Source organism: Streptomyces jeddahensis (assembly GCF_001642995.1).
Lineage (GTDB): Bacteria > Actinomycetota > Actinomycetes > Streptomycetales > Streptomycetaceae > Streptomyces > Streptomyces jeddahensis.
The window spans coordinates 17,337-37,798 of the sequence record NZ_LOHS01000100.1 but is presented as its reverse complement, the minus strand read 5'-3'; the positions used below and the strand labels follow the sequence as shown (position 1 = coordinate 37,798).

17 protein-coding genes and 3 pseudogenes are annotated in these 20,462 nt (G+C 70.0%); 13 read left to right on the top strand and 7 right to left on the bottom strand.

What is annotated here, in order from left to right:
- The first annotated feature begins 105 nt into the window (after positions 1-105).
- On the top strand, positions 106-690 hold the full coding sequence (locus tag STSP_RS23435; protein ID WP_067281626.1) for a helix-turn-helix domain-containing protein: 585 nt from the start codon (positions 106-108) through the stop codon (positions 688-690).
- A 6-nt stretch (positions 691-696) separates the two neighbouring features.
- Positions 697-1,051, top strand: a pseudogene (locus STSP_RS37375) (FAD-dependent oxidoreductase); the annotation flags it as partial.
- An 89-nt stretch (positions 1,052-1,140) separates the two neighbouring features.
- Here the strand turns inward: STSP_RS37375 and STSP_RS23430 are convergent.
- A complete protein-coding gene (locus tag STSP_RS23430) occupies positions 1,141-2,616 on the bottom strand; it encodes a short-chain fatty acid transporter (RefSeq protein ID WP_067281625.1) in 1,476 nt (491 codons plus the stop codon).
- 455 nt (positions 2,617-3,071) lie between these two features.
- A pseudogene (locus STSP_RS23425) lies at positions 3,072-3,765 on the bottom strand (LysR family transcriptional regulator); the annotation flags it as partial.
- A gap of 252 nt (positions 3,766-4,017) precedes the next feature.
- Between STSP_RS23425 and STSP_RS23420 the strand changes: the two are divergent.
- The 3 genes and pseudogenes from STSP_RS23420 to STSP_RS23410 all read left to right on the top strand — a co-directional run bounded on the left by STSP_RS23420 (position 4,018) and on the right by STSP_RS23410 (position 6,592).
- Positions 4,018-4,905, top strand: coding sequence for an NAD(P)-dependent oxidoreductase (locus tag STSP_RS23420; protein ID WP_067281655.1), 888 nt, complete (start codon positions 4,018-4,020; stop codon positions 4,903-4,905).
- A gap of 17 nt (positions 4,906-4,922) precedes the next feature.
- Positions 4,923-5,344: pseudogene (locus STSP_RS23415) on the top strand (PPOX class F420-dependent oxidoreductase).
- 183 nt (positions 5,345-5,527) lie between these two features.
- The gene (locus tag STSP_RS23410) at positions 5,528-6,592 is read left to right on the top strand and encodes a sugar ABC transporter substrate-binding protein (RefSeq protein WP_232789757.1); all 1,065 of its coding nucleotides are present in this window, start codon (positions 5,528-5,530) and stop codon (positions 6,590-6,592) included.
- 43 nt (positions 6,593-6,635) lie between these two features.
- Here STSP_RS23410 and STSP_RS23405 read toward each other — a convergent pair whose 3' ends face one another.
- Together STSP_RS23405 and STSP_RS23400 are read right to left on the bottom strand one after the other, a co-directional pair.
- Positions 6,636-7,154 (bottom strand): VOC family protein, encoded by a 519-nt coding sequence (locus STSP_RS23405; protein ID WP_067281618.1) that lies wholly within the window; start codon positions 7,152-7,154, stop codon positions 6,636-6,638.
- 203 nt (positions 7,155-7,357) lie between these two features.
- Entirely contained in the window at positions 7,358-8,041 is a 684-nt protein-coding gene (locus tag STSP_RS23400) for a DUF899 family protein (protein WP_067281615.1), read from the bottom strand.
- A gap of 364 nt (positions 8,042-8,405) precedes the next feature.
- Between STSP_RS23400 and STSP_RS23395 the strand changes: the two genes are divergently transcribed.
- The 3 genes from STSP_RS23395 (at position 8,406) to STSP_RS23385 (ending at position 12,553) form a co-directional block, all read left to right on the top strand.
- Positions 8,406-9,923 carry an alpha-N-arabinofuranosidase gene (locus STSP_RS23395; protein ID WP_067281613.1) on the top strand — a complete coding sequence of 506 codons (1,518 nt, stop codon included), beginning with the start codon at positions 8,406-8,408 and terminating at the stop codon, positions 9,921-9,923.
- A gap of 102 nt (positions 9,924-10,025) precedes the next feature.
- On the top strand, positions 10,026-11,369 hold the full coding sequence (locus tag STSP_RS23390; protein WP_232789756.1) for a glycoside hydrolase family 27 protein: 1,344 nt from the start codon (positions 10,026-10,028) through the stop codon (positions 11,367-11,369).
- A gap of 176 nt (positions 11,370-11,545) precedes the next feature.
- A complete protein-coding gene (locus STSP_RS23385; RefSeq protein ID WP_078067432.1) occupies positions 11,546-12,553 on the top strand; it encodes a LacI family DNA-binding transcriptional regulator in 1,008 nt (335 codons plus the stop codon).
- 27 nt (positions 12,554-12,580) lie between these two features.
- Here STSP_RS23385 and STSP_RS23380 read toward each other — a convergent pair whose 3' ends face one another.
- Together STSP_RS23380 and STSP_RS23375 are read right to left on the bottom strand one after the other, a co-directional pair.
- Positions 12,581-13,576, bottom strand: coding sequence for an MASE1 domain-containing protein (locus STSP_RS23380; RefSeq protein WP_067281650.1), 996 nt, complete (start codon positions 13,574-13,576; stop codon positions 12,581-12,583).
- A gap of 19 nt (positions 13,577-13,595) precedes the next feature.
- Positions 13,596-14,411 carry a PP2C family protein-serine/threonine phosphatase gene (locus tag STSP_RS23375; RefSeq protein ID WP_067281611.1) on the bottom strand — a complete coding sequence of 272 codons (816 nt, stop codon included), beginning with the start codon at positions 14,409-14,411 and terminating at the stop codon, positions 13,596-13,598.
- 234 nt (positions 14,412-14,645) lie between these two features.
- On the opposite strand from STSP_RS23375, the gene STSP_RS23370 reads away from it, so the two are divergent.
- On the top strand, positions 14,646-15,053 hold the full coding sequence (locus STSP_RS23370; RefSeq protein WP_067281608.1) for a hypothetical protein: 408 nt from the start codon (positions 14,646-14,648) through the stop codon (positions 15,051-15,053).
- 51 nt (positions 15,054-15,104) lie between these two features.
- On the opposite strand, the gene STSP_RS23365 is transcribed toward STSP_RS23370, so the two are convergent.
- Positions 15,105-15,587 carry a MarR family winged helix-turn-helix transcriptional regulator gene (locus STSP_RS23365; protein ID WP_408646346.1) on the bottom strand — a complete coding sequence of 161 codons (483 nt, stop codon included), beginning with the start codon at positions 15,585-15,587 and terminating at the stop codon, positions 15,105-15,107.
- Between the two features lie 161 nt (positions 15,588-15,748).
- Between STSP_RS23365 and STSP_RS23360 the strand changes: the two genes are divergently transcribed.
- The 4 genes from STSP_RS23360 (at position 15,749) to STSP_RS23345 (ending at position 20,363) form a co-directional block, all read left to right on the top strand.
- Positions 15,749-17,236, top strand: a complete 1,488-nt coding sequence (locus tag STSP_RS23360; RefSeq protein WP_067281606.1) for an aldehyde dehydrogenase family protein — start codon at positions 15,749-15,751, stop codon at positions 17,234-17,236.
- Between the two features lie 523 nt (positions 17,237-17,759).
- The gene (locus tag STSP_RS23355; RefSeq protein ID WP_067281603.1) at positions 17,760-18,866 is read left to right on the top strand and encodes an NAD(P)-dependent alcohol dehydrogenase; all 1,107 of its coding nucleotides are present in this window, start codon (positions 17,760-17,762) and stop codon (positions 18,864-18,866) included.
- 200 nt (positions 18,867-19,066) lie between these two features.
- Positions 19,067-19,585 (top strand): mycothiol transferase, encoded by a 519-nt coding sequence (locus tag STSP_RS23350; RefSeq protein ID WP_067281647.1) that lies wholly within the window; start codon positions 19,067-19,069, stop codon positions 19,583-19,585.
- 214 nt (positions 19,586-19,799) lie between these two features.
- Positions 19,800-20,363 (top strand): hemerythrin domain-containing protein, encoded by a 564-nt coding sequence (locus STSP_RS23345; protein WP_067281601.1) that lies wholly within the window; start codon positions 19,800-19,802, stop codon positions 20,361-20,363.
- Positions 20,364-20,462 lie beyond the last annotated feature (99 nt).

Below are 20,462 nucleotides of genomic sequence, written 5' to 3'. Positions count from 1 at the left end.
TACGATTCAATGGAACGACCAAACCGTACAACAAAGCGACCGAACGGCTCAACAAAACGACCGGGCGGTGCATTCAACTGGTTCAGCTGCGAGGATGGTGATCAGGTGGCCGAGACAGCCGCAGCCCTGCGGACGGTCGCGCACAACGTCCGGGCGGCCCGCATCCGCGCGGGTCTGTCCCTGGAGGAACTCAGCCGAAGGGCCCAGGTCAGCAAGGGTGCCCTGGTGGGACTGGAGAAAGCCCAGGGCAACCCCAACCTGGCCACCCTCGTCCGGCTGGCCGACACCCTCGGCATCTCGGTGTCCGCCCTGATGCAGGGGCCGCCCGAAGGCCGCGTGCGCGTCGTGGCCGCCGACACGGTGGCCCCCCTGTGGACTGGAGAACGCGGCGGCGAGGCCCGGCTCATGCTGACGACGTCAGGCCCGGCCCCGGTCGAGGTCTGGCGCTGGCGACTGGAACCGGACGAGGAATACCCCAGTCACCCCCACCAGGCCGGGGTCGTGGAAACCGTCAGCGTCACCTCCGGCCGGATGACCCTGGTCGTCGACGGCATCGAGCACACCGTCGAAGCAGGACAGACCGCCACGTTCGACGGCGACACCTCTCATACGTACCGCGGCTCGGGCACCGAGACCTGCCACCTGATCATGACGGTCCACCTGCCGCCCGGTCCCGCTTCGGCGACCTGACCCGCCACGACCGAGGAGGCAGCCAAGTCGTTCGCTGCACACCAGGAGAGCGTCGCCACCGCCGACCACGTCCTCGTCGTCGGCGGCGGACCGTCCGGCGTCGAGCTTAGCGCCGAGATCCGCCTGGCCCGGTCGGACGCCCGGGTCACGCTCGCCCACTCCGGGCCGGAGCTGCTCCACTCCACGGGCAGCGAGCGGGCCGGGCGCAAGGCCCGCGCCTGGCTGGAGTCCCATGAAGTGGAGGTGCGGCTCGACACCTTCCGCCTACCTGCACAGTTCCGGCAGGCACCGCAGACAACCCCGCTTCTACCGGCCGATCCACCGAACCCCGCTCATCGTGCGGTTCGGCCCGGCCGACGGCCGCGCGCAGACGTGTGTGCTCGACGTCTCACTCGGTGAGTGACGTCGGCTGCGGCACCGCGGCCCCTACCCCCGTTGACGGCGTCCCGGTCAGGGGAAGGTGAGCGTGCGCGCGAACAGGGTGACGAGGATCAGCACCACGGGGAAGCAGACCAGGAACATCGCGAAGGTGTACCCCATGATGTCGCGCGCCTTCAGTCCCAGGATCGTCAGCGTGGGCAGCATCCAGAACGGCTGCAGCAGATTGGCACTGGCCTCACCGAGGTCGTACACCACGACCACCCACCCCTGGTTCACATGGAGTTGGTTGGCCGCGTCCAGGACGTAGGGAGCTTCGATGACCCACTTGCTGCCGCCGCTGGGCACGAAGACGCCGAGTACGCAGCTGTAGATGGCGATGAATGCCGGATAGAAGAACTCGTTCGACACCGACACCAGCCAGCCTGCGATGGTCTTGCTCAGGCCGGTGAAGGCGATCATCCCGAAGATGCCGCCATACAGAGGGAATTGGAGCAGGACACCTGAGGCCGCGGGCGTGCCGTCCTTGACCGCCTGCGCCAGGCGTATCGGACGCCAGTGCAGGATGAGCGCCAGCAGGATGAGGATGAGGTTGACGGTGTTCAGATCGAGGGCGTTGAGGGCGTTGCCCTCCGCGCGGGCGAAGTGCCGTGCCAGGTACCACACTCCGAGCGCGAACAGCAGGATCGCGAACACGGGGCTGTACTCGATCCACTCTCCGGGCCTGTTGCGGCGCAGCGGAGAGCGTCCCTCACCGACACCGGGACCCAGGTCGATGCCCAGCTGTTCGGCGGTCTTCGCACGCTCGGGCGAGGGCGACAGAAACCAGGCCGTCCCCACCGCTACGACGAAGACGATCGCTGTGGCCGCCATGCCCTGCCACAGGAAGATGGTGTCCGTCAGAGGAATGAGACCGCTGCCGCGACCCTCTGCGATGACCTTCTGGACGGCGGGCGGACTGGATGCGGCGCTGGCGACCTGAAGCGCCGCCGACCCGGACAGGCCTTGGGCCCATACGGTGCCGAGGCCGAGGAAGGCCATCGCGCCGAGCGCCCGGTAGTCCACGCCCGGGACCCGGCGGGCTGTCTCCTTGGCCAGGATCGCCGTGAAGATGAGGCTGAACGCCCAGTTCAGGTAGGAGCTCACCATGGCGACGGCCGCGGTGAACGCGATGGCGCCGCGTGGGGTACGAGGCACCTGTGCGATCCTGGCGATCAGCCGGCCGACCGGCGGTGAGACGGCGACCGCGTATCCGGCGATAATGATCATCGCCATCTGCAGCGTGAAGGTGATGAGGGACCAGAATCCCTGCCCCCATGCGTCGATGAGGCCGTACCCGGTGGTCGCCGCCGGATCGGCCGGGGTGCCGAACAGCTTCTCGCCGGTGGCCAGGCCAAGCGCGAAGACCGCGAACGTGCCCACCAACACGAACCCCAGGGCATCGGGCAGCCACTTCTCGGTGAAGGCGGTGAAGCGCAGCGCCATGCGCGCCAGCCAGTTCTCCCTGCTCACCGCGGGGTTCGCCTCCTGCGAGGGCGCACTGGTCATCGAGTGTCCTCCCGAAGAGGGTTGGGGCCGCCGGGGTCCCGTGGCCGGGTGCGTGCGGTGCCGAAGATCATGTGCCGTGCAGGGCCGAAGGACAATGGCGGTGATCCACACAGCACCGCGTCACTTCATGTGGGGCGTCGCCATTCGGGGCCGTGCGTGAGCCAGTACGGTCTGGGTGTTCCGTGTGCGCTGCGGGCTGACCGATGCCGCCGTGGGGCTGCTGATCGCCGCCGCACCCCTTTTACGTGGGCGTAAGTGCCCTGACTCCGGGGGGAAACACACCGGCGGCAGCCTCTGGTCATCGCGCATGGTTCACATGCCAGCCCACGGCGCGGGGCCCACCGACGGGCTCCCTTCGCGACCGTGCCCGCGGACCTCTGAGTGTCCGCGGTGGGGATTGCAGGGGCGGTGACTGCATTCCCGAGACGACCACACTCCACGGGAGTTTGCAGCCGCGACAGCACGGCGTACAGGTTCGGCACGGTGACCGCGGCGCGGGCGGTGAGCTGCTTGCCGAAGACCGTCCGCCAGTAGCGCCGCACGATGGGCAGGTCCTCCGCGTAGGTGACGACCGGGACCTCCCGGAGTGCGGCGCACACGTCGTCGGCCTCCGGGTAGGTCGGCGGCGCGCCGGGCCCAGTCGGGGTTCGCGACGAGGACGTACTCCTCGTCGGCGAGCGGCACCGAGGCGAGGGCGCGACCGCGGGGGCGGCGCGTGGCGATCACGAGGTCGTGCTGACCGGAGCGCATCTCCTCCAGGAGGGGCTCCGTGAGCCCCTGGGCAACGCGCAGCTGGACGCCGTCGGCCACGAGCGGGACCAGAGCGGGCAGCACCCGGACGCACAGCAGCTCCGACGGACCGGCGAGGTGGACGGGGGAGGTGTGCCCGGTGTGCCCGGCGAGGGGGCCGCTGCCGCCTTCGAGGGCTGCGAGCGCGTCGAGCGGGCCCGCGATCTGTCCCGCCAGCTCATGGGCGCGCGGAGTGGGCTCCACCCCGCGCGGCAGCCGGGTGAACAGCTCGCGGCCGGTCTGCTGCTCCAGCGTGCAGATCTGCGCCGTCACGGTCGGCTGGGAGAGCCCGACGAGCGGGGCCGCCGCGGTGAAGGAGCCGGAGCGGCAGACGGCCAAAAAGGTACGCAGCAGGTTCAGGTCGGCGTGCGACGGGAGCTGCTTGCTGTCGCTCTCCGCGTGTGGGCCTGCCTTCGAGACGTCCCCGAGTGGCAGCGGCAACCGCGGGCGGCAACCATGCAGCCAGGACGACGGAGAATGCACATGGCGAAGATCCTTTTCGTGACGGCGGCTGACCGTCACGAGGCCCCGGGTGCGCCCTCCGACCTTCAGGGCGTACCCGGACCACTCCACAACCACGCAACGACCCACAAACTTCAGGAAGATGACGTCATGACCGACAAGCTCACCGTGAGCGTTCTGGGCACCGGCATCATGGGCGCCGCGATGGCCCGCAACCTCGTGAAGGCCGGACACACCGTCCGCGCCTGGAACCGCAGCCGTGCCAAGGCCGAGCCGCTGGCAGCGGACGGTGCACACGTCGTCGACACCCCCGCCGAAGCCCTGCGGGACGCCGACGTCGTCCTGACCATGCTCTACGACGGCCCGGCCGCCCTCGACGTGATGCGGCAGGCCGCTCCGGCCCTGCGATCGGGCGCCGCCTGGGTGCAGTCGACCACGGCCGGCATCGAGGCCATCGCCGAACTGGCCGACTTCGCCCGCGAACACGACCTCGTCTTCTTCGACGCCCCCGTCCTGGGCACCCGCGCGCCCGCCGAGGCCGGTCAACTGCTGGTCCTGGCCGCGGGCCCCACGGAAGGCCGGGACGCGGTCGCGCCGGTCCTGGACGCCGTCGGCTCCCGCACCGTGTGGACCGGCGAGGACGGCGCGGCCGGCACCGCCACCCGCCTGAAGCTGGTCGCCAACAGCTGGGTCATCGCGACCACCGCCGCGATGGGCGAGGTCCTGGCCCTGTCCCAGGCCCTCGGCGTGGACCCGCAGAGCTTCTTCGACGCGATCGCGGGCGGCCCGCTCGACATGGGCTATCTGCGCGTCAAGTCCGGGCTCATCCTGAACGACCAGCTGTCCCCGGCCCAGTTCGCGGTGGCGACCGCCGCCAAGGACGCACGTCTGATCGTCCAGGCCGGCGAGAAGAACGGCCTCCGCCTCGACGTGGCCGCCGCGAGCGCCGACCGCCTGGAACGCGCGGCCGCACAGGGCCACGCCGACGAGGACATGGCCGCCGCGTACTTCGCCAGCTTCGACGACAACTCCGCCTGACCCCAAGGGAGACCGCCATGTCAAAGCCGCCCTGCCGCCCGAGGCCGTGGAGCTGCTGAGCCGCCCCAATCTCTGTGTGATGGCGACCCTGCGCTCGGACGGCACCCCGGTCTCCACGCCCACCTGGTACGTGTGCGAGGACGGCCGTGTCCTGATCAGCCTGGACGAAGGCCGCGTACGCCTGAAGCACCTGCGCCGCGACCCGCGCGTGACCCTCACCGTCCTCGACACGGACGACTGGTACACGCACGTCACGCTCATCGGCCGGGTGACCGAGATGCACGACGACGACGGCCTGGCCGACATCGACCGCATCGCCCGCCACTACACGGGCAAGCCCTACCCGGACCGGGTCCGCGCCCGGGTCAGCGCCTGGATCGAGGTCGAGCGCTGGCACGGCTGGGGTGCCATGAAGGACAGCGACCAGGCGTCGACCTGAGCACGCGCGGCGGTCACGACGGTCGACGCCGCTGAGTCTCCGCACGTGAGGGGCCTCTTGGCGCGCCCCTCACGTCCCGTCGTTGCCGGTGCGGGCGCCCGCTGGCGGCGGAGCCGCTCGCGCGGTGCACTGGTAGCGGAGGCGGGTGACATGGATGGGCGTCTGTGTCGTGCTGTCGGGGTCGTGGCCGCTGTGTCGCTGGCCGTCGGCCTTGGCGCCTGTGGACAGTCCGGCGGCTCCGGCGGGGACGCCGCGGGCAAGGACCTGAAGATAGGGCTGCTGCTCCCCGGCTACGGGGGAGCCACCCGCTGGGCACAGTTCGACAAGCCCCTGGTCGAGGGAAAGATCGCAGACCTGTGCCGTGACTGCACGGTGGAATACGCCGACGCCGCGCTGAACGCGGCCACCCAGCAGCAGCAAGCGGAGGCGATGATCATCGAGGGGGTCGACGTCATGATCCTCGCTTCCGTCAACTCCGAGACGATCCGCTCCACGATCAACAGGGCGCACGCGGCGAACGTCCCCGTGGTCGCCTACGACCATCTCGCGGAGGGGCCGATCTCGGCATACGTCGGCTTCGACGCCCACCGCATCGGTGAGCTCCAGGGCGAGGCACTTCTCCGGGCCCTGGGCGACAAGGCTCATGACGGCCAGATCGTCATGATGAACGGCGACCCCATCAACCCGGACGCGAGAGAGTTCAAGGCCGGTGCGCTCTCCGTCCTCAAGGGCAAGGTGACGATCGGCAAGTCCTACGACACGCCCGGGTGGAGCATGGACACCGCCCACGCCAACATGGTCGGCGCCATCGCGGCCCTCGGCTCCGACCGGATCGACGGTGTCTACGCCGCCAACGACTGGCTCGCCTCCGGAGTCATCTCGGCCCTCAAGGCCGCCCGCATCAAGCCGATGCCGCCGGTCGTCGGCCAGGACGCTCTTCTCTCGGCCGTGCAGCGCATCGTCAGCGGTGAGCAGTACATGACCGTCTACAAGTCCTACAAGGCCCAGGCCGACGCTGCGGCGGAGATGGCCGTCAGCCTGGGCCGCGGCGAAGGACTGGGCCAGACCCCGAACGAGACGGTCGACAGCCCCACCGACCGCGACATCCCCGCCGTCGTGCTCGCCCCGGTCGCCGTGACGCGGGACAACATCAAGGACACCGTCGTCAAGGACGGCCTGTACACGATCGATCAGATCTGCACCCCGGCCGTCAGGTCGGCGTGCGACGAAGCCGGACTGACTTCGTAAGAGAGCGCAGCGGCCGCACCGGACTCCTCGCCCGACCGCTTCGTTACAGCACCTCGTTTCCGTACATCTCGCCGAGCGGATCGGCGATGAGTTCGATGCGGGCGCCGTCGGGATCCCGGAAGTACACCGAGACCTCGCTGTGCACCGCATGGTCGACGCCGGCCTGCTCGAGGTTGCCGACCAAGTGGCGCCAGCGGTCCGGCTCCACGGAGATCGCCACGTGGTGCAGTCCACCCAGCACCTCGGCGTACGGGCCCACGTCGAGTCCGGGGAAGTCGAAGAAGGCGAGCAGATTGCCGTTGCCGATGTCGAAGAAGAAGTGCGATGAGCCGGGGTAGTCGCGGTTCTCGATCAGCTCGGTCAGCGGAAATTCCAGCACGTCCTGGTAGAAGCGGATGGTCCGCTCGACGTCGCTGCTGATCAGCGCCGTGTGGTGCAGTCCCCGGGCGGACGAGGCGGGCCGCTCGCCGCTCGGTCGCAGGTGCCGGTCCCGGATGCGCTGCCGCTCCGCCTCGAGGGCCGATCGGCGGTCCGGCTCTGCATCCTTCTGCGTCTCGGTCATCAGTCTCCTCGGTGTGTGGCGGGCGTTAACGGGCGTTCGCGCTACCAGGATCCCGGCCGATGCCGTGACAGTCACCGGGGCGGGCGGGTTCGCGACGGGACGTGCTGCGGTGCCCTGTCCGCTCGGTCTTCAGGAACCTCAGTCTTCAGGAACCTCAGTCTTCAGGAACCTCAGTCTTCAGGAACCTCGGTCTTCAGGAGCCGTCAGTAGTCCACGCTCGGGTACCACTCACCGCGGCCCTGCGGGGTCAGGTCGAGGAAGTGCCAGACGGGGGTCAGAAGGTCGATGCCGCGCTCGTCGATGTCGTCGGCCATGCGTGGGTGGGCGGAGTAGAAATGGCGGACAGTGCCGTCGCCGTCGCGGGTGAAGACGGAGATGGTGGAGTCCTGTTCGCCGTCCTTGTCCTCGCTGCCCAGGTCGTACTTGAATGTGCTGTCGCCGCAGCTCAGGAGCCGTAGCCGGTGCCAGCCGCGATTGCGGGCGTGCTGCCGCAGGGTGGGCAGGTCGGCGGCCGCGGCGATGACGAAGTCGGCGTTGCGGGCGATGTGGTGGGCGACGCCGTTGTAGCCGTCGATCCACATCGTGCACATCGGGCAGGGGTCGGTCTGCAGCTTGCCGTACATGAAGTGGTAGACGACCAGCGGGCGGTCCGGCGCGGTGAACAGCCCGCTCAGGGGCACCTCGCGGACCGGTGTGTCGCCGGCGTCGAGGTCGGCCGGGCCCTCGAGGAAGACGTAGTCGTCGACGGGCGGCCCCTGGGGGAGCGCCCGTCGCCGGGCCGCGACCTTCTCGCGGTGGCGCATGAGCTCGATTTCGGCCAGGCGCAGCTCTTCGCGGGCGTCGAGGTAGTCCGTTGACTCCCCGGCCAGTGTGGTGTGCCGATACATCGCGTTCTCCTGGGGTGGCGATCCCCCCGGTCCCGGTCCGGACCCCGGTCTGCCGACCGCGTCCCCGCGGCCCCCCGCCTCCCCGAACCAGTCCTTCGAGTTTATGGCTGCCGTCCCCTCGGTGCTCGGCGCCGCGGCCGGGCGGCTCCGAGCGAGCCCGACTCCTCGCGGGCCGCGGCCCATCAGATCGGCTGACCTGATTCCCGATTTGCGCACCCCTTGACACTCGAGCGACACGGTGGGAATTTTTTATCGATACAAACGCCCCGGGTGCGACGGACGTAACGGCCCGGCCAGCACGGCAGAGCCCCTGCCGCTCACGCTCACACTCACGTAGTCCACCCCTGCTGACCTGGAGTACCCCGTGCCCAACGCCACCGCGATCATCAACCTCGACATCGAGGGTCCGAAGATCAGCCGCCACCTCTACGGCCACTTCGCCGAGCACCTGGGCCGGTGCATCTACGGCGGCTTCTGGGTCGGCGAGGACTCCCCGATACCCAACGAGGGCGGCATCCGGCTCGACGTCGTGGAGGCCCTGCGGGCCCTGAACATCCCCAACCTCCGCTGGCCGGGCGGCTGTTTCGCCGACGAGTACCACTGGAAGGACGGCATCGGCCCCAGGGACCAGCGCCCCCGTATGGTCAACACCCACTGGGGCAACGTCGAGGAGAACAACCACTTCGGCACCCACGAGTTCATGGCCCTGTGCGAACTGCTCGGCGCCGAGCCGTACATCAGCGGCAACGTGGGCAGCGGCACCGTCCAGGAGATGAGTGAGTGGGTCGAGTACCTGACCCGCGAGGGCGACAGCCCCATGGTGCGGCTGCGCAAGGCCAACGGCCGCGAGGAGCCCTGGCGCGTGAAGTTCTGGGGCATCGGCAACGAGACGTGGGGCTGCGGCGGCAACATGCGCGCCGAGTACTCCGCCGACCTGGCCCGGCAGTACGCCACGTACTGCCGCGACCACGGCGACAACAAGCTCTACCGCATCGCATCGGGCGCGTCCGACGCCGACTACAAGTGGACCGAGACGCTGATGCAGCAGATCAACTGCTTCGGCTGCGAGGCCACACCGCGCACCTTCTTCCAGGGCATCTCCGTCCACTACTACACGCTGGCCGGTCCCTGGGAGGCGAAGGGCAGCGCCACCGACTTCGACACGGACGACTACTACCGGACGATGGTCTCCGCGCGGAAGATCGACCGCATCCTCACCGGCCACTCCACGGTCATGGACTGCTACGACCCCGGCCGGAAGGTGGGCCTGGTCCTGGACGAGTGGGGCACCTGGTGGGACGTCGAGCCGGGCACCAATCCGGGCTTCCTGTTCCAGCAGAACACCCTGCGCGACGCGCTCGTGGCCAGCACCCACTTCGACATCTTCCACAAGCACGCCGAGCGCCTGTACATGGCCAACATCGCCCAGACCGTCAACGTCCTGCAGGCGATGGTCCTCACGGACGGCGACGCGCTGGTGCTGACCCCGACGTACCACGTCTTCGAGATGAACAAGGGCCACCAGGACGCCGCCTCGCTCGCCGTGCACCTGCGCAGCGACGACGCCCGCCGCGCAGTGGGGGATGCACAGCTGGACACCGTCTCCGCTTCCGCCAGCGTCAAGGACGGCACGGTCCTCATCTCGCTGTCCAACCTCGACGCCGAGGAGCCCGCGGACGTGACGCTCGACCTGCGTGGCGGCTCCCTCGGTGAGGTGACCGCGCGCATCCTCACGGCCGACCGGCTGGGGGCCCACAACACCGCGGACACGCCGGGAGCGGTCGCCCCGCGCACCTTCGACGGCCTGAAGGCGACCGACCAGGGCCTGGCCCTGACGCTGCCGCCCCACTCCTTCCTCACCGTCCAGGCCCCGCTGGCCTGATCACGCCGTCGCCCTCCGCAGACCCGACCGAGGCGTCGGGTCTGCGCCGTCCCGCCCGACGCCCCGCTCCGTCCTCCGCACCCGTACAGGAAACGATCGGCCATGACGCGACCCGCACGCCCCATCCCCGAACGACACCTGCGTCCGCCGATGGGCTGGAACAGCTGGGACTGCTACGGCACGACCGTGACCGAGGAAGAGGTCCTCGCCAACGCGGTGTTCATGCACGACCACATGCTCGCGCACGGCTGGGACACCGTGGTCGTCGACATCCAGTGGTACGAGCCCACGGCCCGCGCCCACGGCTACAACCCCGACGCCCCGCTGATCCTCGACGACCACGGCCGCCAACTGCCCGCGCCGAACCGGTTCCTTTCGGCGACGGACGGTGCGGGCTTCGGGCCGCTGGCCGAGCGCGTGCACCAACTCGGCCTGCGGTTCGGCCTGCACATCATGCGCGGCATCCCGCGCCGCGCCGTCGCCGACCGCCTGCCCGTGGCCGGCACCGACTTCACCGCCGACGAGGTCGCCGACACCAACTCCGTCTGCCCCTGGAACAGCGACAACTACGGCCTGAACCACGACCACCCGGGCGCCCAGGCGTACTACGACGCGCAGGTCGCCCAGTTCGCCGAGTGGGGCGTCGACTTCATCAAGGCCGACGACATGCTCTTCCCCTACCACGAGCGGGAGATCTCCGCCTACGCCCGGGCCATCGCCCGCAGCGGCCGGAACATCGAGCTGAGTCTGTCGCCCGGCACCGATGTCTCCCTCGCCCACCTCGACCACCTGCGGGACAACGCCACCATGTGGCGCGTCTGCGACGACCTGTGGGACCGGTGGGAGGACGTCGAGGCCCAGTTCGGCCGCATGGCCCGGTGGGCTCCGTGGCAGGCCGCAGTATCGACAAGCGGCTCCGCCGCGGGGGGCTGGGCGGACGCCGACATGCTGCCGCTGGGCCGTATCGGCATCCGGGCCGAGCGCGGCGACGACCGGCTGTGCGCCCTCACCCGCCCCGAGCAGATCAGCTTGATGACGCTTTGGCTCATCGCCCGCTCGCCCCTGATGATGGGCGGTGATCTGCCCAGCAGCCCGCGGGAGACGATCGAGCTGCTCACCAACGACGAAGCGCTCGAGGTCCTGTGGCACAGCAGGGACAACCGCGAGGTCCTCCGCGAGAGGGACCTCGTCCTGTGGACGGCCGGTGACACCGACGGGCGCACCCGGTACGCCGCCGTGTTCTCCCTGGCCGACGCCCCCGAGCGCGTCACCGTCCCGCTCGGCTCCATCGGCGCCCGTCCCGGCGACCGCATCCGGGAGCTGTGGACCCACAGCGACACCAAGCACGACGGCCGCCACCTGCACGTCGACCTGCCGGCCCACGGAGCGGCTCTGTATCGCATCACCGAGGCCGACAGCACCGACAGCACCGACAGCACCGACTGAACTCGGCCAGGCGCGGTGCGCCCGCAAACGGCGGGTGCACCGCGGCGGCCGCGGCGGCCGGTGGCAGGCTGTGCGCCCGCCACCGAACCGGCAGGTTACGACGTGGGTGAAGCCCTAGCATGGCGGCGGGCGAGTCCCAAGGCGGGTGAGTCCCAAGACGCAGACCGGGGGCGAACGTGGCAACGATCCAGGACGTGGCGAAGGCGGCCGGGGTCTCCCCGATGACCGTCTCGAACGTCATCAACGATCACCCCAACGTGCGCCCGGCAACGCGTAAGAAGGTCCTGGACGCGATGGCACGGCTCGACTACCGCGTCAACGTCGCGGCCCGCAACCTGCGCACCGGCCGGACCGGTACCGTCGGACTCGCCGTCCCCGAGGTCAACAGCCCCTACTACGGCCGGCTGGCCGCCGCCATCATCAGCGCGGCCCAGCGGCACAACCTCCGGGTCAGCATCGAGCAGACCGGCGCCTCGCGGGAGAACGAGCTGGACGCACTGTCCCTCTCGCGCAACCGGCTCTACGACGGGCTCATCCTCAGCACCGTGGGCATGGGCCCGGCGGACGTCGAGCTGCTCAAGGTGGACTACCCGGTGGTCATCCTGGGCGAGCGGATCTTCGGCGGTCCCGTCGACCACGTCGCCATGCCCAATGTCGACGCGTCGCAGGCTGCCACCCGCCATCTGATCGAGCGGGGCTGCCGGAGCATCGCCATCCTGTGCGGCGTGGTGAGCGAGGAGACCGACGTGACCAGCCTCCGCCTCACGGGCTACCGGCAGGCGCTGCAGAGCGCCGGTCTGCCCGAGGACCCCGGCCTCCTGCAGAGCGTGGAGACGCTCACCATGCACGATGGTGCGCGGCGTGCCCGGGAGATGGTGGAGAGCGGTCTCGACTTCGACGGCGTCTTCTGCGTGACCGACACGGTGGCCATGGGCGTGCTGCGTGGCCTGGCGGACGCCGGGGTACGGGTGCCGGACCAGGTCAAGGTGATCGGCTTCGACAACGTCCAGGAGAGCGCGTTCCTCATCCCCTCGCTGTCCACCATCGACCCGGACCACGACACGATGGCGCAGCGGGCGGTCGACCTCCTGGCCAGGCGGATCCGGCAGAACGAGCCAGGGGCGGATCGCGAGGAGTTCGTCAGCCCCTTCACCGTGGTCGTCCGCGAGTCGACGGGCGGCTGAACCTCCCAGAGGCACCTCGGTCCCGCGCTATACGTCCCGGTCCCGTTCCTTCGGCGAACGAGTGGGCGGCCACTCCTCGCCCTTCTCGACTGGGGTGAGCCGGGTGAGCGCCTCTCTCAGCCCACGGCAGACCTGCTCGATCTCCCGGCGGGTGTGGTCCCGCTCAGTGATGGTGGCCGCGAGCAGCAGAGCCGTCAGGGCCACAGTCCCGTTGAGGGCCTGCACGATGACCATCTTGGCGAGGAGGTCATGACCGGAGAACGGACCGGACCCGTTCGCGGCCGCGTCGATCGCGATGACCGAAACGATCAGTACGCAGGGGGCGGCGCCGGCCAGCTGGAAGCGGAACGCCGCCCAGATCAGGAACGGGAACACGAGGAAGAGCAGGGCGAGCGTGCTCCGGGTGGCCACCGTGGCCACGGCTGCCGTACCGGCCAGCAGGGCCACTGCCTCGGCCCACCGGTGGACGGGGACGCCGCGCGGCCACCGCCAGGTGCGGATCACGAGCAGGAGCGGTGCGATGACCAGCACGCCCATGGCATCGCCCGTCCACCACACCGACCAGTCGGGCCAGAAATCGTCGGCCGGAACGGCGCCGGAGAGCACCAGTACCCCCGTACCGACGGTCGCACTGACCAGCATTCCGCCCAGCGCGCCGAGGAAGACCAGGGCGAGCGCGTCCCGCAGCCGGTCGATCTCGATGCGGAAGCCCGCCCGTCTGAGGAGCAGATACGCGCAGACCGGGGCCAGCGTGTTGCCGGCCGCGATCGCGGCCACCGGAAGAATTGAAGGACCAAGCGTCACGTTCACCAGGAACGCGCCGATCGCGATCCCGGGCCAGATCCGCATCCCCCACAGCAGGAGGCTCACCAGGGCGATACCGGTCGGCGGCCACAACGGTGTGATCTGACCGCGGACCAGCTGCTGCATGAGTCCGATCCTGGCGGCCGCGTAGTAGACCGCCGCGATGGCAACGATCCGCAGGCCCACGGCGGCGTGGTGCCGGAATCCCTGGCCGCTGATCGCCACGGCGGTCGTGTCCTTACGCGTCGTAGGTGAGAACGAGGACGGCGGCGTCGTCGCTGTGGCCGGTCAGATCGGCGACTTTGATCACTTCGGCGGCCAGGCTGTCGGGGTCCGCGCCGCACGCGTCACGGACCAGTTCGACCACCCGGTCCAGCCCTTGCTCGATCTCGTAGTCCGGTCCTTCCACCACGCCGTCCGTGAGCAGGACGAAGGCTCCCTTGCCCGTCAGCTGGCGGCGGGTCGAGGTGTACTTCTCGTCGGGCACGATGCCCAGGGGCAGACCCCCGTCGGCCATGACGACGTCGCAGCGGCCCTCGTCCGTCGCCCAGACCGCGGGAATGTGTCCGGCACGAGAAGCCGTCAGCTCGCCGGTCGCCGGGGCGAAGCGGGCGAACAGGCAGGTCACGAAGAGGTCGGAGCCCATGGAGACGAGCAGGTCGTTGGTGCGGCGCAGCACCTCGGCCGGGTCCGTGGTGGCCACTGCGACGGCGCGCAGGCAGGTGCGTACCTGCCCCATGTAGGCCGCGGCCTCGACGTCGTGGCCCTGCACGTCTCCGATGGCGAACCCGATCGAGCCGTCCTGCATGGGGAAGACGTCGTACCAGTCGCCGCCGATGTCCAGACCGTCCCTGGCGGGCGCGTACCGTCCCGCGACCTGCAGACCCGGCAGACGCGGTATCTCGGTGGGAAGGCACTGGCGCTGCAGCGCGGCCGCGAGCTCCACCCGGGCCTGCTGCAACTTGATCCGCTCGAGTATCTGGCCGGTGAGCTGACCGAGCGTGCGCAATCGCTCTTCGGCGCTGGTGGGCGGAGCCGTACGACGTCGAGCCATGGCATGACACTCCGGTGCTTGTCGGAGTTGCGCCACTTATCACGTTACCGCTGTTGAAGGAGACTTTTACTGGTTGATTCTGGTGACCGTGCGGTGAGCCGGCGAGCGTACTGAGGGCGGGCATGACGGGTACCCCGGTGTCATGGCCCTCGAGCCGGCTCCGGTCGCCGCCATGGCGCCGAAGGGCGAGGCTGTAAGGGGGCAGAGCGCTGTGAGGAGAGGAGCGAACCGAGGGTGAACAGCACGCAAGCGTCCGAGCCGGCCGTCCACGCGCATGAACCAGAGGTCACGGTGGAGCTCAGCGAATGCTCGGCGCAGGACGCCCACACCGTCTTCTCCGCGCTGCGCGCGTCCTTCGCATGCGACCGCCGGCCCAACGAGGTGCCGCACGAGGCCCATGCGACCCGCCCGACCGTCTGGAACGCGACGTTCGACGTGTGTGAACCGGGATCCGCGGGCAAGCTGGGCGCCGTGGCCGAACCCGCCCGGCTGACGGGTCACGTCATCGCGAACATCCAGGGCGGCTACCACGCGGTCGACCGGCTGCGCGACACCCTGGCCGCCGTGTTCGCCGTCGAGGTGGTGGGCAAGGTCTCCGGCGACCAGGAGACCGAGAACCAACTGCGGCTGACGACGAAGTAGCCGGCGGGGAGGACGGCGGACCGCACTGAACCGCCGCCGCTGGGGCGCCGCTCAGTGCGGTGGAATCTCCGACAGCGCCGCGCGGCAGCGGTTGAGGTAGTCCGCCAGGTTGCGGCGCTGGGCGGGGGTGAGGCCGGAGAGCATCCGCTCCTCGAGCTCCCGCACCGCCTCCTCGTACGTGTCGAGCAAGTCCCGGCCGGCCTCGGTGAGGCTGAGGAGCAACACCCGGCGGTTGTCCGGGTTGCGGCGGCGGTTGATCAGGCCGCGCCGCTCCAGGGCGGTGACCATGTCCGCCATGGACTGCGCGGTGACGAAGGAGTTGCGGGCGAGCTGCGCGGAGCTGATCCCGTCGCGGCGGCGGAGCACCGTGAGCGCGGTGTACTGCAGCGCGGTGATGCCGGCCGGCTTGACCAGCTCGTCCAGGTGGGAGCGGGTCACGAGCTCGACCTGCTTGATCGTGTACAGCAAGGTCGGATGCGGCACCTCCGCGATGCCCGTCGCCCCTCCGTCGCTCCTGCCGGCCGTGCGCGCCACGTGGCCCCTCCACTGGTTGCGTCATTCAGGTTTCCTGATTATGCCCGGGCTCTTGCCATCGACGCCATGGGGCGTAATCATCAGGAAACCTGTTGGTCGCAGTGGTGCGGCCACCATCTGTGCGGTGCGGCGAGCCGCCGCGCCGGGAAGGCGAGCGGGCCATGTCCCTTTCCGAGGAGCAGAACGTCTCCACCGTGCGCAGGCCGCACATCGAACCGGGCAGGCTTTTCATCGACGGCGAGTGGCGCGAAGCGGACGCCAAGGGCCGCCGGGACGTGATCGACCCGTCCACGGGCAAGGTGCTCACGACCGTCGCGGAGGCCGACGACTCCGACCTCGACGCTGCCGTCGCGGCGGCGCGCAAGGCGTTCGACGAGAGCGGCTGGGCGCAGCTTCCGGGCCGTGAGCGGGCCCGCATCCTGAACCGGGCCGGCGATATCATCCGCCGCCGCGCCGACGAACTCGTCGCCACCGAGAGCGCGAACGTCGGCAAGCCCGTGTCACTGTGCCGTGCCGTCGACGTCGCGACCGCCGCCGAGGAGTACGAGTACTGCGCGGCCCTGGCGCAGACCGTCGAGGGCTCCACCCGGCAGATCCCGATCCCCTCGCACGCCTACACCCGCCGCGAGCCGCTCGGCGTCGTCGGCGCGATCACCCCCTTCAACTTCCCGCTCATCCTCAGCAGTTCGAAGATCGCCCCCGCGCTGGCCGCCGGCAACACCGTGGTCCACAAGCCCGCCGAGGAGACCCCGCTCAGCGCCCTGCTCATGGCGGAGATCCTCACCGAGGCCGGAGTCCCGAACGGCGTGCTGAACGTCGTCACCGGCAGCGGCTCCGTCGTCGGCGAGGCTCTGCTGCGCCACCCCGGCATCGACAAGGTCGCCTTCACCGGCTCGACGAAGATCGGCCGCCACGCGGCCGCCATCGCGGGCGAGGCCCTCAAGCCCGTCACCATGGAGCTCGGCGGCAACGCCGCGCACATCGTCTTCGAGGACGCCGACCTGGAGAAGGCGATCGGCGCCGCCATCAAGGGCTTCGTCTTCAACACCGGCCAGTTCTGCATGGGCGGACCGCGGCTGCTGGTGCACAGCTCCCTGTACGACGCCGTGGTGGGAGCGCTCTCGGGCGCCGTACCCGGGGTGCCCGTCGGCGACCCGTTCGACCCGGCGACCGTCGTCGGACCGATGGCCGGCGAGCGGCACCTCGCCAAGGTCGAGGAATACGTCCGCATCGCCAAGGAGGACGGCGGCCGCATCGTCGCCGGCGGTGAGCGTCTGGACCTCGGCGGTGGCTACTACTTCCAGCCGACCGTCATCGCCGACCTCGGCAACGACTCCCGTGCCGTGCAGGAGGAGATCTTCGGCCCGGTCCTCACCGTGCAGTCCTTCGACACCGAGGACGAGGCCGTGGCCATGGCCAACAGCACGCCCTACGGCCTGGCGTCCGGCCTGCAGACGAAGGACGTGGCCCGTGCCCACCGCGTGGCCGCCCGGCTGCAGGCGGGCATCGTCTGGGTCAACGACTGGGCCATGCTCGACCCGGCCATCCCCTTCGGCGGCGTCAAGCAGTCCGGTTTCGGACGGGAGTACGGTCCGGAGGCCCTGGAGGCGTACACCAAGGTCAAGTCCGTGGTGATCTCGCTGGCCTGACGGGCGTCCTCCGGGCCGCAGCCGGTCCGCCCCCGCCGGGGAGGTCCGGATCGCCAGCCCTCGTTGCTCCCGGCGAGGGCCTTTCTCCCGGATGAGACCTCGTGCCTCCCCTGCAGGCCCCGTCCCACTCGATCGGCCTTCCTCAGTCCCCGATCGGGCGGCTTCGCCGCCCGATCCGCGCTGTGTCCGCAAGGAGCTTGCACTTGACTTCTCCCCATAGCCGAAGCAGGGGGATTCAACCCTCGCGGGTTGAGCTTTCTGCTTCATCGACAGCAGCCGACCCGAACTAACGGCAAGGGTTGGTGTGCCAGCCATCGCTCTTACGCCAGCTCCACAGACCTGACATCCCGCCAGCCCGGCGGTAGGCCCGACCGGCTTGGTTATCGCCGACCGGGCGCGCCGATCCTATCGCACGGCTGCGGGTCGGGGTGCCGCGATCCGCCCTGGCGGCCAACCGCCGTTCCCTGCCCTGCTCCAGTATCCCCTCCGCCCTGAAGGGTGGAGCTTCCACGGAGGATTCCCCATGACCACCACCACTGCCGCGGCCGTCGTCGAGTCGGCGGGCGCCGGTTTCTCCCTCACCGAGGTCGAACTCGCCGACCCCCGCCCGGACGAGGTCCTCGTACGCATGGTCGCCGCGGGCGTCTGCCACACCGACCTGGGTGTCGCCGCGGGCGGACTGCCCTTCCCGCTGCCCGGCGTGCTGGGCCACGAGGGCGCCGGTGTCGTGGAGGCCGTCGGCTCCGCCGTGAGCCGGGTCAAGCCCGGCGACCACGTGCTGCTGTCCTTCACCTCCTGCGGCCGCTGCGCCAACTGCCGCGACGGGCACCCCGCGTACTGCGAGGCCTGGCTGCCGCTGAACCTGCTCGGCGGCGCCCGCGCGGACGGCTCGGCCACCGTGACCCGCGGCGGCGAGGCCATCGGCGGGCACTTCTTCGGCCAGTCGTCCTTCGCCCGGCACGCCCTGGTCGACGAGCGCAGCCTGGTCAAGGTCCCGGCGGACGTGCCGCTGGAGCTCATGGCTCCGCTCGGCTGCGGCGTGCAGACCGGTGCGGGCGCCGTGTGGAACGTACTGAAGCCCCGTCCCGGCGCCACGCTCGTCGTCACCGGTGCGGGTGCCGTGGGCCTGTCCGCGGTCATGGCGGCCCGGCTGACCCCCGCCACCCGCATCATCGCCGTCGACCGCGTTCCCGCCCGCCTCGAGCTGGCGCGCGAACTCGGCGCCACACACACCATCGACACCACCAGCGACGACCTGGCCGAGACCGTCGCCGAGATCACCAGTGGCCACGGCGCCGACGGCGTGGTCGAGACGACCGGCAACATCCAGATGGCGAGCGCCGCGATCGGCAGCCTCGCCGCCCGCGGCACGGCGGTCCTGGTCGGCGCTCCCGCCTTCGGCTCGACCGTGCCGGTCGACGTCAACTTCATGCTGCCGGGCCGCCAGGTCGTGGGTCTGACCCTCGGCGACAGCGAGACGGAGGCGCTCATCCCCGTCCTGGTCGAGCTCGTGGCCTCCGGACGCATGCCGGTCGACCGGCTGGTCAAGCACTACAAGTTCGAGGAGATCCAGCGGGCGGTCGGCGACGTGGTCGCCGGCGAAGCCATCAAGCCGGTCCTGAAGTTCTGAGCCACCCGGAACACGCAGGACCACGACACAGGACCACGCACGCAGGACCACCGGGCCGCCGTGGCGTTCGCACGCCGCGGCGGCCCTCGCGTCGCAACCGCCGAGGTGGCAGCAGCTCCGCCATTGTGGAACAGCAGGTACGGCCCGACTGGGCCGGTGCCGACGGCAAGCCGCAATGGGCAACGGGCAAGGGGCAAGACGTGAACAGTACGGATGTGTTGCGCGACGGCTACGGCCGCATCCAGGAGGCGGTGCACGCCGCCGTCGAGGGGCTCTCGCCCGAGGAGCTGACCGCCCGCATCGATCCCGGGGCCAATTCGATCGCCTGGCTCGTGTGGCATCTGACCCGGGTGCAGGACGACCACATCTCCGACGTCGCGGGCCTCGAACAGGTCTGGCTCACCCAGAACTGGGCCGACCGCTTCGGACTGCCCTACGCGAAGGGGGCCACCGGCTTCGGACACAGCAGCCGCCAGGTCGGGAAGATGAGGATCGAGTCGGGCGACCTGCTGCTCGGGTACTACGACGCGGTGCACGAGCAGACCCTCGACTTTCTGAGCGGCCTCGAGGACGGCGACCTCGACCGCATCGTGGACGAGAGCTGGACCCCTGCGGTCACCCTCGGCGTCCGCCTGGTCAGCGTCATCGAGGACGACCTCCAGCACGCGGGCCAGGCGGCTTTCGTCCGCGGCGTGCTGGAGCGCCGTGAGGAGGACTGACAGACATCGCTTCCGTGGTGCGGTTTCCCCGAGCCTCAGGTCGGGTCCGTCGCCCGTGCGGCCGGGCGGCCCATCGTCCCTGGTCCGATGGGGCGTAGCCACGGTGCCGACGCAGCCCGGAGCACACGGGTTCTCGTACGGAAGGGTTTCACTGTCGTCCGGACGGGTCTTCGTAGGGGAGGGAAGGCCCTGGAACGCACAGAGGAGCAGCGACATGGGACACGGCGGAGACGTCATCGCCGAATTGATCACCGATCACGAGGAAGTCGAGGAGATCTTCGTCAATATCGAGGGACTGCCGTCCGGCGACGAGATGCGCAAGAAGCATGCCGACCGGGCGACCATCGAACTGGTCCGGCACTCGGTGGCGGAGGAGGCGTATCTCTATCCGGCCGTACGCGAGCACATCCCCGGCGGTGGCGAGATCGCGGACAAGGAGCTTGAGGACCACGCCCGCGCCGAGCGCACGATGAAGGACCTGGAAGGCCTCGACGCCGACGATCCCCAGTTCGACAGACTGATCACCCAGCTGATCACGGAGATCCGGGAGCACATCACGGACGAGGAGGAGAACCTCTTCCCGCGACTGCGCGAGTCCTGCACCGCCGACATGCTGAACGAACTCGGGGACAAGGTGAGGCAGGCCAAGAAGACGGCGCCCACCCGCCCGCATCCGGCCGCTCCCGACCAGCCGCCCCTCAACAAGCTGCTGGCACCCGGTGTCGGACTCGTCGACCGGCTGCGTGACACGCTGACCGGCCGCGGCAAGGAGTCCTGAGGGCGCTCCGGGAGCGCGAATCTGCCCGGCCGCGTGAGGTCGCGACCCACGAGCCGGGCAGACGCATGCCCAGGGCAGTCACCTCCGTCGGGGTGGCCG

Bases quoted from the DNA above. Each gene is read 5' to 3' on its own strand.
- STSP_RS23430 (WP_067281625.1), bottom strand. From the start codon at position 2,616: ATGACCAGTGCGCCCTCGCAGGAGGCGAACCCCGCGGTGAGCAGGGAG.
- STSP_RS23420 (WP_067281655.1), top strand. From the start codon at position 4,018: ATGACCGACAAGCTCACCGTGAGCGTTCTGGGCACCGGCATCATGGGC.
- STSP_RS23405 (WP_067281618.1), bottom strand. From the start codon at position 7,154: ATGACCGAGACGCAGAAGGATGCAGAGCCGGACCGCCGATCGGCCCTC.
- STSP_RS23400 (WP_067281615.1), bottom strand. From the start codon at position 8,041: ATGTATCGGCACACCACACTGGCCGGGGAGTCAACGGACTACCTCGAC.
- STSP_RS23390 (WP_232789756.1), top strand. From the start codon at position 10,026: ATGACGCGACCCGCACGCCCCATCCCCGAACGACACCTGCGTCCGCCG.
- STSP_RS23375 (WP_067281611.1), bottom strand. From the start codon at position 14,411: ATGGCTCGACGTCGTACGGCTCCGCCCACCAGCGCCGAAGAGCGATTG.
- STSP_RS23360 (WP_067281606.1), top strand. From the start codon at position 15,749: ATGTCCCTTTCCGAGGAGCAGAACGTCTCCACCGTGCGCAGGCCGCAC.
- STSP_RS23355 (WP_067281603.1), top strand. From the start codon at position 17,760: ATGACCACCACCACTGCCGCGGCCGTCGTCGAGTCGGCGGGCGCCGGT.
- STSP_RS23345 (WP_067281601.1), top strand. From the start codon at position 19,800: ATGGGACACGGCGGAGACGTCATCGCCGAATTGATCACCGATCACGAG.